Origin of the sequence: Hydrogenophaga sp. (genome assembly GCF_019264445.1) — a bacterium.
Taxonomy (GTDB): domain Bacteria; phylum Pseudomonadota; class Gammaproteobacteria; order Burkholderiales; family Burkholderiaceae_C; genus Hydrogenophaga.
In genome coordinates this window covers 47,305-62,858 of record NZ_JAHVAB010000069.1, presented here as the reverse complement: position 1 = coordinate 62,858, position 15,554 = coordinate 47,305, and the positions used below count along the sequence as shown (strand labels likewise).

General features: G+C 69.1%; 16 protein-coding genes. 10 read left to right on the top strand and 6 right to left on the bottom strand.

Annotated elements, in window-relative coordinates:
• Nucleotides 1-9 precede the first annotated feature (9 nt).
• Nucleotides 10-780: an alpha/beta fold hydrolase gene (locus tag KXJ60_RS15290; protein WP_291129728.1), complete on the top strand. Its 771-nt coding sequence runs from the start codon at nucleotides 10-12 to the stop codon at nucleotides 778-780.
• A gap of 39 nt (nucleotides 781-819) precedes the next feature.
• Here KXJ60_RS15290 and KXJ60_RS15285 read toward each other — a convergent pair whose 3' ends face one another.
• Genes KXJ60_RS15285 through KXJ60_RS15260 form a run of 6 tightly spaced genes read right to left on the bottom strand, consistent with a single transcriptional unit; the run spans nucleotide 820 to nucleotide 6,991 of the window.
• Nucleotides 820-1,227 carry a Na+/H+ antiporter subunit G gene (locus KXJ60_RS15285; protein WP_291129726.1) on the bottom strand — a complete coding sequence of 136 codons (408 nt, stop codon included), beginning with the start codon at nucleotides 1,225-1,227 and terminating at the stop codon, nucleotides 820-822.
• Nucleotides 1,224-1,502: a K+/H+ antiporter subunit F gene (locus KXJ60_RS15280; RefSeq protein WP_291129723.1), complete on the bottom strand. Its 279-nt coding sequence runs from the start codon at nucleotides 1,500-1,502 to the stop codon at nucleotides 1,224-1,226. Before KXJ60_RS15280 ends, KXJ60_RS15285 begins: the two co-directional genes overlap by 4 nt.
• Nucleotides 1,499-1,990, bottom strand: a complete 492-nt coding sequence (locus KXJ60_RS15275) for a Na+/H+ antiporter subunit E (protein ID WP_291129721.1) — start codon at nucleotides 1,988-1,990, stop codon at nucleotides 1,499-1,501. The genes KXJ60_RS15280 and KXJ60_RS15275 overlap by 4 nt, the downstream gene beginning before the upstream one ends.
• On the bottom strand, nucleotides 1,987-3,693 hold the full coding sequence (locus tag KXJ60_RS15270; protein ID WP_291129719.1) for a monovalent cation/H+ antiporter subunit D: 1,707 nt from the start codon (nucleotides 3,691-3,693) through the stop codon (nucleotides 1,987-1,989). The genes KXJ60_RS15275 and KXJ60_RS15270 overlap by 4 nt, the downstream gene beginning before the upstream one ends.
• Nucleotides 3,694-3,704: 11 nt before the next feature.
• Complete coding sequence (locus KXJ60_RS15265; RefSeq protein WP_291129718.1) at nucleotides 3,705-4,049, bottom strand: Na+/H+ antiporter subunit C; 345 nt, start codon at nucleotides 4,047-4,049, stop codon at nucleotides 3,705-3,707.
• Nucleotides 4,049-6,991 (bottom strand): monovalent cation/H+ antiporter subunit A, encoded by a 2,943-nt coding sequence (locus KXJ60_RS15260; protein ID WP_291129871.1) that lies wholly within the window; start codon nucleotides 6,989-6,991, stop codon nucleotides 4,049-4,051. Before KXJ60_RS15260 ends, KXJ60_RS15265 begins: the two co-directional genes overlap by 1 nt.
• A 118-nt stretch (nucleotides 6,992-7,109) precedes the next feature.
• On the opposite strand from KXJ60_RS15260, the gene KXJ60_RS15255 reads away from it, so the two are divergent.
• From KXJ60_RS15255 to KXJ60_RS15215, 9 genes are all read left to right on the top strand, one after another.
• Nucleotides 7,110-8,309: a Bcr/CflA family efflux MFS transporter gene (locus tag KXJ60_RS15255; RefSeq protein ID WP_291129716.1), complete on the top strand. Its 1,200-nt coding sequence runs from the start codon at nucleotides 7,110-7,112 to the stop codon at nucleotides 8,307-8,309.
• Nucleotides 8,310-8,460: 151 nt separating this feature from the next.
• A complete protein-coding gene (locus KXJ60_RS15250) occupies nucleotides 8,461-9,108 on the top strand; it encodes a thermostable hemolysin (RefSeq protein ID WP_291129868.1) in 648 nt (215 codons plus the stop codon).
• Nucleotides 9,105-10,550: an AMP-binding protein gene (locus KXJ60_RS15245; RefSeq protein ID WP_291129713.1), complete on the top strand. Its 1,446-nt coding sequence runs from the start codon at nucleotides 9,105-9,107 to the stop codon at nucleotides 10,548-10,550. The genes KXJ60_RS15250 and KXJ60_RS15245 overlap by 4 nt, the downstream gene beginning before the upstream one ends.
• 16 nt (nucleotides 10,551-10,566) lie before the next feature.
• Entirely contained in the window at nucleotides 10,567-11,262 is a 696-nt protein-coding gene (locus tag KXJ60_RS15240) for an iron-containing redox enzyme family protein (protein WP_291129710.1), read from the top strand.
• Nucleotides 11,259-12,077: an SDR family oxidoreductase gene (locus KXJ60_RS15235; RefSeq protein ID WP_291129708.1), complete on the top strand. Its 819-nt coding sequence runs from the start codon at nucleotides 11,259-11,261 to the stop codon at nucleotides 12,075-12,077. Before KXJ60_RS15240 ends, KXJ60_RS15235 begins: the two co-directional genes overlap by 4 nt.
• Nucleotides 12,078-12,127: 50 nt before the next feature.
• Nucleotides 12,128-12,820 (top strand): tetratricopeptide repeat protein, encoded by a 693-nt coding sequence (locus KXJ60_RS15230; RefSeq protein ID WP_291129706.1) that lies wholly within the window; start codon nucleotides 12,128-12,130, stop codon nucleotides 12,818-12,820.
• 82 nt (nucleotides 12,821-12,902) lie between these two features.
• Nucleotides 12,903-13,268 carry a hypothetical protein gene (locus KXJ60_RS15225; protein WP_291129703.1) on the top strand — a complete coding sequence of 122 codons (366 nt, stop codon included), beginning with the start codon at nucleotides 12,903-12,905 and terminating at the stop codon, nucleotides 13,266-13,268.
• A gap of 155 nt (nucleotides 13,269-13,423) precedes the next feature.
• Nucleotides 13,424-14,119 (top strand): Bax inhibitor-1/YccA family protein, encoded by a 696-nt coding sequence (locus KXJ60_RS15220; RefSeq protein ID WP_291129701.1) that lies wholly within the window; start codon nucleotides 13,424-13,426, stop codon nucleotides 14,117-14,119.
• A 106-nt stretch (nucleotides 14,120-14,225) separates the two neighbouring features.
• The gene (locus KXJ60_RS15215; RefSeq protein ID WP_291129699.1) at nucleotides 14,226-15,551 is read left to right on the top strand and encodes a hemolysin family protein; all 1,326 of its coding nucleotides are present in this window, start codon (nucleotides 14,226-14,228) and stop codon (nucleotides 15,549-15,551) included.
• Nucleotides 15,552-15,554 lie beyond the last annotated feature (3 nt).

The window sequence follows — 15,554 nt, the reverse complement described above, 5'->3', positions numbered from 1 at the left end:
GAGACCCCCGTGACCGACCCGACCCCCCACCTGCACAGCGAAACCACGCCTGGCCCGGGCCGCGCACTCGTGCTGGTGCACCCCATTGGCGCCTCGCTGCGCTTCTGGGACCCGCTGCTGCCGCACCTGCAAGGGCGCATGCCGGTGCTGCGCTGCGACCTGCGGGGCCACGGCGCCAGCGCGGTGACGCCCGGGGACTACGACATCGATCAGCTCGCCGACGATCTGCTGGCCGTGGCCGATGCCCACGGCCTGGCGAGTTTTGACCTGTGCGGGGTGTCGCTGGGCGGCATGGTGGCCCTGGCGGTGGCGGCGCGTGCGGGCGAGCGCGTGAACCGCGTCGTGGTGAGCTCAAGTGCGCCGCGCGTGGCGCCGCCGCCCAACGGCTGGGACGGGCGGCGTCAGGCCGCGCTGCAGTCGGGCATGGCGCCGCTGGCCGGGCCCATGGTCGAGCGCATGTTCAGTGCGGCCTTCCGCGAGCGCGCCGACCCGATGGTGGCGACGCTGCGCGAGGTGTTCGAGACCATGAGCCCGGTGGGCTACGCGGGTGCGGTGGCCGTGCTGCGCGATGCGGACCTGACAGACCGGCTGGCGCATGTGCGCGCCCCCACCATGGTGGTGGCCGGGCAGGACGACCCGCTGTGCCCACCCGAGAAACAGCACGCACTGGCCGATGCGCTGCCGTCGGCCCAAGCGGTGCTGCTGGACTGCGGGCACTTTCCCCCGGTGGAACGGCCGGCCGAATTCGCGCGCCTGCTCCTGGCGCACCTGGCTCGCTGAGCCGTTCGGCGCCGCCCCGGCCAGCGGGGTGGTGCGGCCTCAGCGTGTCTCCGGCGTGGCGTCGTCGGCGGCGCGGGCCGGCGGCGGCTTCACCTGGGTGATCGAGGGCGGGATGTCGTCCGTGCCGGGGTGGCCATTGCGGCGGCGGAACAGCTCGGTGCGCGCCAGCAGGATGGTGGTGACGGGCACCGTCAGCGCGAGGAAGATGATGATCAGCCAGGCGTGCAGCGAGAGCCGCTCGTCTTGCGCCGAAAAGTAAATGATGCTGGCCAGCGTGACGCACCAGGCCGAGAAGCTGAAGGCCAGCGCCGGCGGGTGCATGCGCTGGAAGAAGGTCTTGAAGCGCACCACGCCAATGGCGGCGGTGAGCGTGAACAGGCCGCTGAGCACCAGCAGCAGCGCCACGGGAATCTCGGCCCAGAGGGACACGCCGGCGGGCATCATCATTCGATCACCTCGCCGCGCAGCAGGAATTTGGCCATGGCCGCCGAGCTCACGAAGCCGAAGACGGAAATCAGCAGTGCGGCCTCGAAATACATCGCACTGCGGTAGCGGATGGCCAGCACCATCAGCACGAGCATGCCGATGGTGTAGATCAGGTCCATGGCCAGCACGCGGTCCTGGGCCGACGGGCCGCGGTACAGGCGCAGGAGCGCCAGCGCCATGGCGAGCACATAGCAGGCCAGCGTGAAGACGATGGCGCCGAACAGGAAGGGGCTCATTCGAAGATCTCCATCAAAGGGCGCTCGTAGCGGTGCTTGATGAGCTCGATTTCGCCTTGCGCGTCTTCGAGGTCGAACATGTGCACCAGCAGCGCGCTGCGGTCGAGCGCGAGTTCCGACCAGATGGTGCCCGGGATCACGCACATGATCGCGGCGAGCACCGCCAGGCCGCTGGGGTCGCGCAGGTCCAGCGGCACGGTGACGAACCCACCCTGGGGCATGCGCTGGCCCCGGCCCAGCGTGCCGCGCAGCACGCGCCAGTTCCACACGATCACGTCCATACCCACGTGCATGAACAGCTTGAAGGCCACCCAGGGATGGCGAAAGCGCGCGCGGGTGGGGCGCAGCGATTGCGTGAGCAAGGGCACCACCACGCCCAGCAGCAGCGCCATGAGCCACTGGCCCAGGCTGTAGGGGTTGTTGAGCACCAGCCACAGCGCGACCAGCGCCAGCGACAGCAGCGGGGCAGGGAAGAGGCGCCGCATCATGGCCGTGTCTCCGAAACCGGCACGCCCAGGCGCTCGGCGTTGGTGGGGGTGGGCAGGGGTTTGGTGGAGAACACCGCGTCGATGTAGCCGCGCGGCTGGTAGAGCGACGTGGCGGTGGCCTGTGCGTAGCGCATCAGGGCCTCGCCCCGCACGGTGAACAGCACACAGGCGGCGATCAGCACGGCGATCGGCACGAACTCGGCCACGCGCAGCAGGTGGCCGCCGCGCTCCATGGGGGCCCAGAAAAAGCGGATGCCGGTGCGCGAGAGCGCGACCAGTGCAAACAGGCCGGAGACGATCACCAGCACCAGCAGGGTCCAGCTGGCCAGGCCGACACGCGGGGCTTCCACAGGCAGCGGCAGCAGGGCCGAGAGCATGGCGAACTTGCCAATGAAGCCCGAGAGCGGCGGCAGGCCTGCCACCAGCACGGTGCAGCAGATGAAGGCCAGGCCCAGCAGCGCGGTGGAGGCGGGGATGGCGCGGCCGATCAGCACCTCTTCGTCTTCATCGAGGTTGGCGGTGCGGGCGATCTCCAGATCGGCCAGGGCGAACGGCAGGTGGTCTTCTTCGTCTTCCGGTGCGCGCTGGCTGTGGGGATCGGTGCGCGAGCGTTCCATGATCTCGCCCAGCAGGAAGAACGCCGCCACCGCCAGCGTGGAGCTGGGCAGGTAATACAGCGCGGCCGCCGTGAGCTCGGGCCGTGCAAAGCCCACCACCGCCAGCAGCGTGCCCGAAGACACGATGACCGCGTAGCCCGCCAGGCGCGCCGGCCGCTGCGAGGCCAGCAGCCCGATGGCGCCAAAGGCGAGCGTGGCCATGCCGCCCCACAGCAGCCACTGGCTGCCAAAGCCGGCGGAGCTGCCGGCCTCGGGCGGAAAGAGCAGGGTGGAGAGCCGCAGCAGCACATACACGCCGACCTTGGTGAGCAACGCAAACACCGCGGCCGAAGGCGCGCTCGCGCTCGAGTAGGCGGGCACCAGCCAGAAGTTGAGCGGCCACATGGCGGCCTTGGCCAGGAAAGCCACGGCCAGGATGGCGCAGGCCGTGTGCAGCAGCGCGCGGTCGGCCGCGGCCACCTGCGGAATGCGCGCGGCGAGGTCGGCCATGTTGAGCGTGCCCGTGACGCCGTAGATCATGGACGCGCCCACCAGGAACAGCGAGGACGCCGCGAGGTTGATCGCGATGTACTGCAGGCCCGACTTGACGCGCGAAGGGCCCGAGCCATGCAGCAGCAGGCCATAGGAGGCGGCCAGCATGACCTCGAAGAACACGAACAGGTTGAACAGGTCCCCGGTGAGGAAAGCACCGTTCAGGCCCATGATCTGGATCTGGATGAGCGGGTGAAAGTGCGCACCGGCCTTGTGCCAGCGCGCCAGCGCAAACAGCAATGCCATGAGGGTGACGATGGCGGCCACCAGCAGCATCAGCGCCGAGAAGCGGTCCAGCACCAGCACGATGCCGTAGGGCACGTCCCAGTTCGAGGGCAGGTACACGCCAAACGCACTGGGGCCATCGCTTTGCTTGCCCCACAGCAGCAGCGCCACCGCGATCACGAGGTTGAGCACCGCGGCCGACAGACTCAGCGTGGCCTTGGTGCGGTGCTTGCCTTCGCGCAGGAACAGCATCAGGCAGGCCGTGATCAGCGGCACCAGGATGGGGGCGATCATCAGGTGCGGCATGAGCGCCGCGGTGATCGACTGCATCGGTCCTCCACTCACTCGGCGTCCCCCTGTCCGTCCACATGGTCATTGCCGAAGAAGCCGCGCTGCGCGAGCAGCACGACGAGGAAGAGTGCCGTCATGGCAAAGCCGATGACGATGGCGGTGAGCACCAGCGCCTGCGGCATCGGGTCGTCGTACTGCATGAGCGTGGCTTCCAGGCCCGGGGTGAGCACCGGCTCGCTGTCGACCGAGAGGCGGCCCATGCTGAAGATGAACAGGTTGACGCCGTAGCTCAGCAGGCACAGGCCCATGATGACCTGGTAGGTGCGCGGGCGCAGCATCAGCCACACGCCGCAGGCGGTGAGGGCCCCGATGGCCAGGGCCATGACGAGTTCCATCAGGCAGCTCCTTCTTGTGCGGTGTCCTGCTCGGCCGCCTTGGCACGGCGGTGGCCGCGCACCGACTGGTGGCCCAGCGCAGTGAGGATGAGCAGGGTGGCGCCCACCACCAGGGTGAAGACGCCGATGTCGTAGAACAGCGCGCTGGCCACGTGAATCTCGCCGAGCAGCGGCAGGTCCAGGTGGGCTGTGTGGGTGGTGAGGAACGGATAACCGAACCAGAACGCCCCCAGGCCGGTGGCGGTGGCGATCAGCAGGCCTGCGGCAATCCAGCGCTGCGGCATGAGCTGCATGTGGGCCTCGACCCACTGCGTGCCCGAGACAATGTACTGCAGGATGAAGGCGGTGGAGAGCACCAGACCGGCCACGAAGCCGCCGCCGGGTTCGTTGTGGCCGCGCATGAACAGGTACACCGCGATCACGGCGGCAATGGGCAGCAGCAGGCGCACCAGCACGGCGGGCACCATGAGGTAGCCCATGGCGGTGTCTTCGGCCAGCTGCGGGTTCACCAGGTCGGTGTCCAGGTCGGCCGGCAGGGCCTTTTGCTGGGCGGTGAGCTCCGCGCTTTCGGGCGCGGGGCGGAAGCGGCGCAGCAGCGCATACACCGTGAGCGCCACGATGCCCAGCACGGTGATTTCGCCCAGCGTGTCAAAGCCGCGGAAGTCCACCAGCATCACGTTGACCACGTTGGTGCCACCGCCCTCGGGCAGTGCGCGCTCGAGGAAAAACGGCGAGATGCTCTGCGGGAAGTTGCGCGTCATCACGGCATACGACAGCAGGGCCATGCCGCCACCGGCGCCCAGCGCCAGCAGCAGGTCGCGGGTGCGCCGTGTGCGCGCTTTCGCACGCTCCCACAGCGGTTCACGCTGGTCCTGCACTTCGAGCCGCTTGGGCAGCCAGCGCAGGCCCAGCAGGATGAGCACGGTGGTCACGGCCTCCACCGAAAGCTGCGTGAGCGCCAGGTCGGGTGCGGAGAACCAGGCAAAGGTGATCACGGTGGTGAGGCCCGACACGCTCATGAGCGCCAGCGCCGTGAGCCGGTGGTACTTGGCCTGCCACACCGCGCCCACCGCCGCGCCCACGCCCACCACCCACAGCAGCGCGAACATCGGCGAGAACGTCAGCAGCGTGCGGTCTCCCAGCGTGAGCGCGGGGTCGGGCACGGCCGTGCGGAAGGCCACCACGGCGGCCACCACCGTCACCAGCACCAGCAGGAAGAGCTGGGGCTGCAGGCGCCGCGTGCCCAGCAGACGCAGGGCGCTGCGGCTGGCGGCCGTCAGGCGGGCCATGGTGTGCAGGAACATGCGCTTGCCATTGAGCAGGCCCACCAGCGGCGTGCGCTGGATGCGCCCGCTCTGGATCGGGCGGCGCAGCATCAGGTACAGCACGATGCCGCCGGCCAGCGCGAGAAAGCTCATCCACAGCGGGAGGTTGAAGCCGTGCCACACCGCGAGGTCGAACTCGGGCAGTGCGCCACCCACCACCGGCAGTGCCGCCGTGCCCAGGATGTGCTGGATCGACCACTGCGGCACGATGCCCACCACCAGGCAGGCCAGCACCAGCACCTCGATGGGCACGCGCATCCAGTGCGGCGGCTCGTGGGGCACGCGCGGCAGGCTGGCGCAGGTGTCGGGGCCGAAGAACACGCGCGCGGTGAAGCGCAGCGAGTACGCCACGCTGAACATGCCCGCCACCACCGCTGCCGTGGGCAGCACTTTCTGGAACCAGGGCGCCGCGCTCACGAACACCGCTTCGGTGAAGAACATCTCCTTGGAGATGAAGCCGTTGAGCAGCGGCACGCCGGCCATGGCGGCACCGGCCACCATGGTGAGCGTGGCCGTCACGGGCATGTAGCGCGCCAGACCCGAGAGGCGCCGGATGTCGCGCGTACCGGCCTCGTGGTCGATGATGCCCACGGCCATGAACAGCGAGGCCTTGAAGGTGGCGTGGTTGATGATGTGGAAGACGGCGGCCACGGCGGCCAGCGGGCTGTTCATGCCCAGCAGGGTGGTGATCAGGCCGAGGTGCGAAATGGTGGAGTACGCCAGCAGGCCCTTGAGGTCGTTCTGGAAGATCGCCGCGAAGCCGCCAATGAGCAGCGTGACCAGGCCCGAGCAGGTGACGATCCAGAACCACTCGTCTGTGCCGGCGAGCACGGGCCACAGCCGCGCGAGCAGGAACACGCCCGCCTTCACCATGGTGGCCGAGTGCAGGTAGGCCGAGACCGGTGTGGGCGCGGCCATGGCGTGTGGCAGCCAGAAGTGGAACGGGAACTGCGCGCTCTTGGTGAGTGCACCCAGCAGGATGAGGATCAGCGCCGTGCTGTAGAGCGGATGGGCGCGCACCACATCGCCCGCCCGCAGCACCACGTCCAGGTCGTAGCTGCCCACGATGTGCCCGAGCACCAGCACGCCGGCCAGCAGGCACAGGCCGCCCGCGCCGGTCACGGTCAGCGCCATGCGCGCACCGCGGCGCGCGTCGCGCCGGTGGTGCCAGTAGCCGATCAGCAGGAACGAGAACAGGCTGGTGAGCTCCCAGAACAGCACCAGCTGCACGAGGTTGCCCGAGAGCACCACGCCGCTCATGGCGCCCATGAAGGCCAGCAGGAACGAGAAGAAGCGCGGCACCGGGTCGTCGGGCGACATGTAGTAGCGCGCGTACAGCACCACCAGCGAACCGATGCCCAGCACCAGCATGGAGAACATCCACGCAAAGCCGTCCATGCGCAGCACGAAGTTCAAACCGAGCGAAGGCAGCCAGACGAATTCCTGCCGGATCACGCCACCGTTGGCCACTTCGGGGAAGTACATCGCGGCCTGCACGGCGCAGAACAGTGCGATGGCGCCAGCGAGTGTGGATTCGGTGTTGCGCGCGTTCGCGGGCAGCAGCGCTGCAAGCAGGCTGCCCACGAAAGGCAGGGCGACAAGGAAGATCAGGGACACATGCATGGGCGTTCGAGTTTAGTGGCATGAGTGCGCATACCCCCCGGGGGTTCCGCAGCGATGGTTCGAAGGGCGTCATCTGTGGCAGGATGCGCCGCTCGCTTTCACCTCACGCCCCATGTCATCGCCCCGCCACGGACCCCTGATCGCCAACCTCGTTGCCCAGCTCGCCTTCGGCTTGCTCGCCATGACCATCTGCATTCCGTCGATGCAGGAATGGGGCGCGATCTTCGGTTCCACGCAGGCGGCGGTGCAGCTCACCTTCAGCGGCTATGTGGTGGCGTATGGCGGGTTGCAGCTGCTGTACGGGCCGCTGTCGGACCGGCTCGGGCGCAAGAAGATCCTGTTGCTGGGCATCGCGCTGGGTGGCCTGGGCTCTCTGCTGGCCGCGCTGGCCACCGACCTCACCCTGCTCACCGCCGCGCGCGTGCTGCAGGGCGCAGGCTGCGCGGCCGGCATGGTGGTGGGCCGCGCGATGGTGCAGGACCTCTTCGATGGCCCCGAGCGCACCCGCGTGATGGCCTACATCGGCATGGCCATGGGGCTGGTGCCGCCGCTGGCCACCATCCTGGGCGGGCAGCTGCATGTGCGCGTGGGCTGGCAGGCCAACTTCGTGTTGCTCACGGTGTTGTCGGTGGTGATGTTCGTGGCGGCCTGGCGCGGCCTGCCCGATCACCCCGCACGCACCGAGCCGCAACAGACGCACTGGCTGCGCGACATGGCCTCGTCGTATGCGCGACTGGCGCGCGAGCCCAGCTTCCTGCTGTACGTGGCGCTGCTCTCCATGACCACCGCCACCTTCTATGCCTTCCTGGCCGGTGCACCCATCGTGCTGGGCAGCTATGGCGTGGGGCCGGCAGGCATCGGGTACCACATCATGGTGGTGCCGCTGTCCTACATCGTGGGCAACTACCTCACCACGCACCTGGTGCACCGCGTGGGCGAGCGCCGGGTGATGCGCGTGGGGCAGGCCTGTGCGCTGGTGGGCATTGCGCTCATGCTCGCGCTCGCGCTGGCGGGTGTGGACACCGCGCTGGCGCTGTCGCTGCCACTGCTGTTGCTGGGCCTGGGGCATGGCCTGCTGGTGCCGCCCACGCTGATCGGCACGGTGGGCCTGCTGCCCGCGCTGGCCGGCGCGGCCGCCGCCGTGGCGGGGCTCATGCAGCAGCTCATGGGTGCGGTGGGCGGCTTCGTGGTGGGGCTGGTGCCGCACGACGGCGCGGTGAACCTGGGCTGGCTGATGCTCGCGCTCTCGGCGAGCGCGGCGGTCTCGATGGCCCTGCTGCAGCGCCCTGCGCCACGCCCGAAGGCCTTGTAAGGCTGGTGTTTTCAGGCCATTTCCGCTGGTCGCCCGTGTCCGCCGATGAGCGGTGTCCGGGTTAATTTGCCGTTAATCCACGGCCATCAACATCCGCCCCAGATGAGCTCCCCCACGTGGCGAGGAGCTTCTGCAAGGAGTGAGCATCTTGATGGTGACCCGATATGTGCAGGGCCAAAGCCCCCTGCCGAACAACGAGCCATGGCCAGGCCCCCGCCTGGTTGTGCACGACGAAGACGACGCGCAGCGCGCCGAGGTGGAGGCGTTCATCGGCCGCGTGTATGCGCGCCGGTTTGGCGCCCAGGTGCGGTCTTTCGCGCCCACGCTGGTGAGCCTGCGCGACCCGCTGGACGGCAGCATCCTCGCCGCAGCGGGGTACCGCTCGGCCCGGCAGAGTCCGCTCTTTCTGGAGCGTTACCTCGATGCACCGGTGGAGACGCTGCTCGCGGCACAGTCGGGCGCACCGATGGCCCGCCGCGACGGCATCTTTGAAGTGGGCCACCTGGCGGCCGACCGCGCGGGCGAGGGCCGGCGCCTCATCTTCCTGCTCGGCCCCCACCTGGCCGCCGAAGGCGCGCAGTGGGTGGTGAGCACGCTCACCGAAGAGCTGCGCCACCTCTTTGTGCGCCTGGGCATCGCGCCGCTGGCGCTGGGCCGCGCCGACCCCGCCGTGCTCGGCACCGACGTGGCGCAGTGGGGCAGCTACTACGACCACCGCCCTGTGGTGCTCGCGGGCCATCTGCGGCAGGCGCTTCGCCTGCTGGCACGGCGCCAGCCGCGTCGGGAGACCCTGCCATGAACGCCGCACCAGCCCCGCTGCTCTCCAACGGGCGGCAATCGTTCAGCCGCGCTGAACTCGATGCCGAGGTGAATGCCCTGGCCGATGTGCTGCGCGCGCAGGGCACGCGGGTGATCGCCACCCTGATGGACAACGGCCCCGCCTGGGTGATGGCCGATCTCGCCGCTGCGCAGGCCGGCCTCGTGCATGTGCCACTGCCCGTCTTTTTCACGGCCCAGCAGATCGGTCACGCGCTGCAGGCGGCAGGGGTGGACACCGTGCTCGGGCCTTGGGCACTCGCGGCCCGCTGGCCCGGCGCGCCCACGCAGGACTGCGAGGTGGCGGGCCAGGCGCTGTGCCTGCAGCGCCTGCCCATGCTTCCCGTGGCCCTGCCAGCCGGCACCGCCAAGATCACCTTCACCTCGGGCACCACCGGCACACCCAAGGGCGTGTGCCTGGATGGGGAGGCTTTGCAGGCCATCACCCGCGGCCTCGTTCAGGCCCTGGCACCGCTGGACATCCGCCGTCACCTCTGCGCGCTGCCCCTGGCCGTGCTGCTGGAGAACGTGGCGGGTCTCATGGCGCCGCTGGCGCACGGTGCCGAGTGCATCGTGCTGCCGCTGCAGGACGTGGGACTGGTCGGCTCGTCGAGTTTTGATCCCGCCCGGCTGCAGGCCGCCGTGGTGCGCCACCAGCCCCACAGCATGATCCTGCTGCCGCAAATGCTGCGCGCCTGGGCCGCCTGGCTGGCCCACACCGGCGAGCGTGCGCCCGCTTCCTTGCGCATGGTGGCGGTGGGCGGCGCCTCGGTGGGCACGCCGCTGGTCGAGGCCGCGCGCGCCGTGGGCATTCCGGCCTTCGAGGGCTATGGCCTGTCGGAAGGCGCTTCGGTGCAAACGCTCAACCTGCCCGGTGCAGACCGCCCCGGCAGCGCCGGCAAGCCCCTGCCGCATGCACGTGTGCGCGTGAGCGCCGAGGGCGAGATCGAAGTGGCGGGGAGCCTTTTCAAGGGCTACCTCGGCGATGCGGCCGCGCCACCGGCGTGGTGGCCCACGGGCGACCTCGGCCACATCGACGCCGACGGCTTCGTGCACGTGCGCGGCCGCCGCAAGCACGTGCTCATCACCGCCTTTGGCCGCAACGTCTCGCCCGAATGGGTGGAGACCGCGCTGCGCGGCGAACCCGCCGTGGCGCAAGCCGTGGTGTTTGGCGAGGCGCAGCCGGCGCTGAGCGCCGTGCTCTGGCCCACCCGCGCCGAGCTGCCCGACAGCGCGCTGGCCGCCGCGGTCGAGCGCGCCAATGCCACGCTGCCCGACTACGCCCAGGTGCATCACTGGGTGCGCGCCAGCGCGCCCTTCAGCGCCGAAGCGGGCATGTCCACCGCCAACGGTCGCCCGCAGCGCGAAGCCGTTTTCCACCTCCATGCCGATGCACTCGCCGCACCGGCGATCGGCACCCATTGAACCAAGGACCCCTCCCATGAGTTTTCACACCCAGCTCGTTCAGCAAACGCAGGAAGCCCGCATGGGCCTGCTCTCGGCACCGATCATTCAGGGCTGCCTGCAGGGCCAGGTCTCGTTGCCCAGCTATGTGGCCTTCCTCACCGAGGCTTACCACCACGTCAGCCACACCGTGCCCCTGCTGCGCGCCTGCAAGGCCGCGCTGCCGGCGCACCACGTCTGGCTCTACGACGCGATGGACGAATACGTGGAAGAAGAAACGGGCCACGACGAGTGGATCCTCAACGACATCCGCGCTTGCGGGGCCGATGCCGAGGCGGTGCGCCATGGCAAGCCCGGTCACGCGGCCGAAGTGATGGTGGCCTACGCCTACGACACGATCGCACGGCGCAACCCGCTGGGCTTCTTCGGCATGGTGCATGTGCTGGAGGGCACCAGCGTGTCGCTCGCGCTGCTGGCCGCCGACAACATCCAGAAGCCGCTGAACCTGCCTGATGCCGCCTTCAGCTACCTGCGCTCGCACGGCACGCTCGACCAGGAGCACACCGCGCACTTCGAGCTGCTCATGGAGCGCATCACCGACCCCCGGGACCAGGCCGACATCGTGCACGCGGCGCGCGCCTTCTTCCGCCTGTATGGCGATGTGTTCCGCAACCTGCCGCTGCCGCAAGTGGCTGTCGCCGCGCAGCAGCGCACCGCTGGAGCCCTGGCATGAAGCCGCTGGCGGCACGCGTGCTGCTCACCGGCGCGGGTGGCGGCATTGGCCAGCACGTGGCGCGCGAACTGCTCAAGGCCGGCGCCGCCGTGATGCTGGTGGGCCGCTCACCCGAGCGGCTGGACCAGCAGGCGGTCGAGCTGGCAGCGCAAACGGGCGCGGCCGCATCGCGCATCGCATGGCGAGAAGCCGACCTCGCGCGCGTGGGTCACATCACCCGGCTGGCGGGCGAGGCGCAAAACTGGCGCTGTAACGTCGTCGTGCACAACGCGGGCCTGCCGGCCTTTGGCGCCTTGCAGCACCAGGACCCCGACCAGCTGCAGGCCGTGATGCAGCTCAACCTGATCGCACCCATGCTGCTCACCCAGGCGCTGCTGGGCCATCTGCAGCAGCAGCGCATGGCCCAGGTGATCTGCGTGGGCTCTGCGCTGGGTCGCATCGGCCTGCCGGGCTTCAGCGTGTACAGCGCCAGCAAGTTCGGCCTGCGCGGCTTTGCCGAATCGCTTCGGCGCGAGTTGAAGGACTCCCCGGTGAAGGTGCAGTACCTCGGGCCGCGCAGCACCGACACGCCGTTCAACGGCGACAGCGTGACGGCCTACAACCGCGCCACCGGCACCGCCATGGACCCGCCCGAGCGCGTGGCACACGAGCTGTTGACGCTCCTGCAGAGCGAAGCCGCCGAGCGCTTCTTCGGTTTCCCCGAATCGGTCGCGCTGCGCCTGAACAGCCTGGCACCCACGCTGCTCGACGGCAGCTTCAAGCGCCACCGCCAGAGCTTGCCGGGCGGCGCCTCCCGCGCGTCCGCTGCGGTCTAGCCCGCCCCTCTTTCTTGACTTCCCTGTTCAACGACACCGGAGCTTCTCCCATGATTTTCACCCTGTCCCTTCCCGCTTCCCGCTTTCCTGCATCTGCCGCGCGCCGCCGCTGGCTGGCTGGTGCCCTGTCGGCGCTGTCTTTCCTGGCGTTCGCCCCTGCGGCGCAGGCCGCGCCCGTGGACGATGCCGTGGCCGAGCTGCAGCACGACTGGGAAGTGATCCGCTACCAGGCGCCGGCCAGCGAGCGCGAAAAGCGCTTCGAAGAACTCTCGGCCAAGGCGCACAAAGCCAGCGAAACCTTCCCCGGGCGGGCCGAGCCGCTGGTGTGGGAGGGCATCATCGTCAGCTCCTGGGCCGGTGAAAAAGGCGGCCTGGGCGCGCTCTCGATGGTGAAGAAGGCCAAGGCGCTGTATGAGACGGCCATCCGCATCGATGGCAACGTGCTCGATGGTTCGGCCTACAACAGCCTGGGTGTGCTGTATTACAAGGTGCCGGGCTGGCCTGTGGGCTTTGGCGACAAGGACAAGGCGCGCGAGCTGCTGCAAAAGGCGTTGACCATCAACCCCAAGGGCATCGATGCGAACTTCTTCTACGCCGAGTACCTGGTTGAAAACAAGAAGTCCGAAGAGGCGGTGGCCTACCTCGAGCGCGCCCTGCAGGCCCCGGCCCGCCCGGGGCGCCCGATGGCCGATGCCGGCCGTCGGGAAGAGGCTTCGCAGCTCCTGGCCAAGATCAAACGCTGACCTGGCGGTGGGTCCGGCCCGTCCCCTGGCCGGACCGCCGGCGGCAGCGGCGCGAGAGGGGTACCGGTATACTGGCCCCACCATGCGCCGCTGGCTTGTTGCCGTTTTTGCCCTGCACTTCTTTGTGAGTGTGGGCGCGTTCGCTTTTGGCAGCCTGCCAGGCGCCACGCCGCCCCCAAGCCAGGCGCAGGCGCTGGTGGCGCAGGCGCTCACGCCAGCGTCGGCCCAGGTCGCTCCCGGCGACACATCGCTCCCCGCGGGCCCGGCGCAAGACCACGGGCTGACCGACGCCCAACCCGATTTCCCCGAGTGCCTGGACGCGCCCATGGCTGCATCCACCGCGCACGAGTCCTTGCGCGCCCCATCGCCCCCCGTGGCGCGCGACCTGACGTCGCCCGTTCTCGACGGGCCGCAGCGCCCGCCACGCGGCCTGCCCGTGCTCGCCTGAGCGCGCCCTGGCCGGTCCCGGACCGGTCTTGCGCCGCCCCGGCGACGGCACACCCACCCCCTTGCAGCACCTGCGGCCGATGCCGGCAGGCCAGGCCCGCAGCTTTCGCGGCGCACCCCTTTTCATTTCACAACGCTTTTTTTTGAGGACCCCGCATGAACCCGCATCTTGATCTTTCGTCCCCCGCCGCTGCCGGCCAGGCCGTGGCCGTTGAACGCAACCGCGTGCTGCGCAACACCTACTGGTTGCTGGCACTGTCCATGATTCCCACGGTGTTGGGCGCCTGGTTCGGCGTGGCCACCGGCATCACCGCGCCGCTCACCGGCTTCCTCGGCATCGTCGTCTTCCTGGGCGGCGCGTTCGGGTTCATGTTCGCCATCGAGAAGACGAAGAACTCCGCCGCGGGCGTGCCCGTGCTGCTGGCCTTCACGTTCTTCATGGGCCTCATGCTCTCGCGCCTGATCGGCTCGGTGCTGGGTCTGGCCAACGGGGCCGGCCTGATCATGACGGCCTTCGCCGGCACGGGCCTGATCTTCTTCGGCATGGCCACGCTGTCCACCGTCATCAAGCGCGACCTGGGCAACATGGGCAAGTTCCTCTTCATCGGCATGATCATGCTGGTGGTGGCGGGCATCGCCAACGTGTTCATCCAGTCGGGCGCGCTGATGATCACGCTCTCCGTGCTGGCGGTCGGCATCTTCTCGGCCTTCATCCTGTACGACCTCAAGCGCGTGCGCGACGGCGAAGAAACCAACTACATCAGCGCCACCCTGGGCGTGTACCTGAGCCTGTTCAACGTGTTCCAGAGCCTGCTGGCCCTGCTCGGCATTGCCGGCGGCCGCGAGGAATAACGGTTCCCCCTGCGTGTGAAGCCACCGGCGTCCTGCCGGGGCTTTGCCGTTTCCGTTTCATTCCTCATCCAGCGAGACCCGGTCAACCCCGGGTGACCCCACCCCCATGGAAATTGCCTTACTGTTCGCGCTGATCCTGCTCAATGGCGTGTTTGCCATGTCAGAGATCGCGCTGGTCACCGCCCGCAAGGTGCGGCTGCAAAAACTCATCGACGAAGGCGACGGCGCTGCGGCCGCTGCCGTCAAGCTCGGCGAAGATCCCACCCGTTTCCTCTCCACCATCCAGATCGGCATCACCTCCATCGGCGTGCTCAACGGCATCGTCGGGGAGGCCGCGCTGGCCGCACCCCTGGCGCTCTGGCTGGCGGGCCTGGGCGTGCCGGCGCCCTACAGCGGTTACGCCGCCACCGGGCTGGTGGTGGTGCTCATCACCTACTTCTCCATCGTGGTCGGCGAGCTCGTGCCCAAGCGGCTGGGCCAGTCGCATCCTGAGACGCTGGCGCGGCTGGTGGCGCGGCCGATCAACTGGCTGGCCATCGCCACCAAGCCGTTTGTGCTGCTGCTTTCGGTGTCCACGCGCGCGCTCATGAAGCTGCTCGGCATCAAGGAAAACAGCGCCAGCGCCGTGACCGAGGAAGAGATCCACGCCATGCTGGCCGAGGGCACCACGGCGGGTGTGATCGAGTCGCACGAGCACACCATGGTGCGCAATGTGTTCCGCCTGGACGACCGCCAGATCGGCTCGCTCATGGTGCCGCGCAGCGATGTGGTGGCGCTCGACATCGACCAGTCGTTTGAAGTGAACATGGCGCGCGTCGATGCGTCTGACCACGCGCGCTTCCCGGTGGTGCGCGGCAGCCTGGGCAACGTGGTGGGTGTGGTGAATGCGCGCCAGTGGCTGTCGCAGGCGCTGCGCGGTGGCCAGCGCGAGCTGCAGGCGCAGCCGCTGCAGGCGCCGCTGTACGTGCCCGAGACCATCACCGGCATGGAGCTGCTCGACAACTTCCGCCAGTCCGATGTGCACATGGCGTTCGTGATCGACGAGTACGGCGAGGTGCAGGGCATCGTGACGCTGCAGGACCTCATCGAAGCCATCACGGGCGAGTTCAGCCCGCGCGATCCCGAGACCTCGTGGGCCCTGCTGCGCGAGGACGGCAGCTGGTGGCTGGATGGGCACATTCCCGTGCCCGAGCTCAAGGACCGGCTGGCGCTGGACAGCGTGCCCGACGAAGAGCGTGGCCGCTACCACACGCTCAGCGGCCTGATGATGCTGCTCACCGGGCGGTTGCCGCGCGAGGGCGACAGCGTGTCGTGGGAAGGCTGGCGCCTGGAGATCGTCGACATGGACGGGCGCACCATCGACAAGGTGCTGGCCACGCGGGAGGCGCCGCCAGAGGTGTCGCTGCCGGTGGTGATCGCCCCTGCGGCCTAGGCG

Coding starts and splice junctions, on each gene's coding strand:
- KXJ60_RS15280 (WP_291129723.1), bottom strand. CDS start 1,502: ATGAGCCCCTTCCTGTTCGGCGCCATCGTCTTCACGCTGGCCTGCTAT.
- KXJ60_RS15225 (WP_291129703.1), top strand. CDS start 12,903: ATGCGCCGCTGGCTTGTTGCCGTTTTTGCCCTGCACTTCTTTGTGAGT.
- KXJ60_RS15255 (WP_291129716.1), top strand. CDS start 7,110: ATGTCATCGCCCCGCCACGGACCCCTGATCGCCAACCTCGTTGCCCAG.
- KXJ60_RS15250 (WP_291129868.1), top strand. CDS start 8,461: ATGGTGACCCGATATGTGCAGGGCCAAAGCCCCCTGCCGAACAACGAG.
- KXJ60_RS15275 (WP_291129721.1), bottom strand. CDS start 1,990: ATGATGCGGCGCCTCTTCCCTGCCCCGCTGCTGTCGCTGGCGCTGGTC.
- KXJ60_RS15220 (WP_291129701.1), top strand. CDS start 13,424: ATGAACCCGCATCTTGATCTTTCGTCCCCCGCCGCTGCCGGCCAGGCC.
- KXJ60_RS15235 (WP_291129708.1), top strand. CDS start 11,259: ATGAAGCCGCTGGCGGCACGCGTGCTGCTCACCGGCGCGGGTGGCGGC.
- KXJ60_RS15230 (WP_291129706.1), top strand. CDS start 12,128: ATGATTTTCACCCTGTCCCTTCCCGCTTCCCGCTTTCCTGCATCTGCC.
- KXJ60_RS15270 (WP_291129719.1), bottom strand. CDS start 3,693: ATGCAGTCGATCACCGCGGCGCTCATGCCGCACCTGATGATCGCCCCC.
- KXJ60_RS15265 (WP_291129718.1), bottom strand. CDS start 4,049: ATGGAACTCGTCATGGCCCTGGCCATCGGGGCCCTCACCGCCTGCGGC.
- KXJ60_RS15285 (WP_291129726.1), bottom strand. CDS start 1,227: ATGATGATGCCCGCCGGCGTGTCCCTCTGGGCCGAGATTCCCGTGGCG.
- KXJ60_RS15245 (WP_291129713.1), top strand. CDS start 9,105: ATGAACGCCGCACCAGCCCCGCTGCTCTCCAACGGGCGGCAATCGTTC.
- KXJ60_RS15215 (WP_291129699.1), top strand. CDS start 14,226: ATGGAAATTGCCTTACTGTTCGCGCTGATCCTGCTCAATGGCGTGTTT.
- KXJ60_RS15240 (WP_291129710.1), top strand. CDS start 10,567: ATGAGTTTTCACACCCAGCTCGTTCAGCAAACGCAGGAAGCCCGCATG.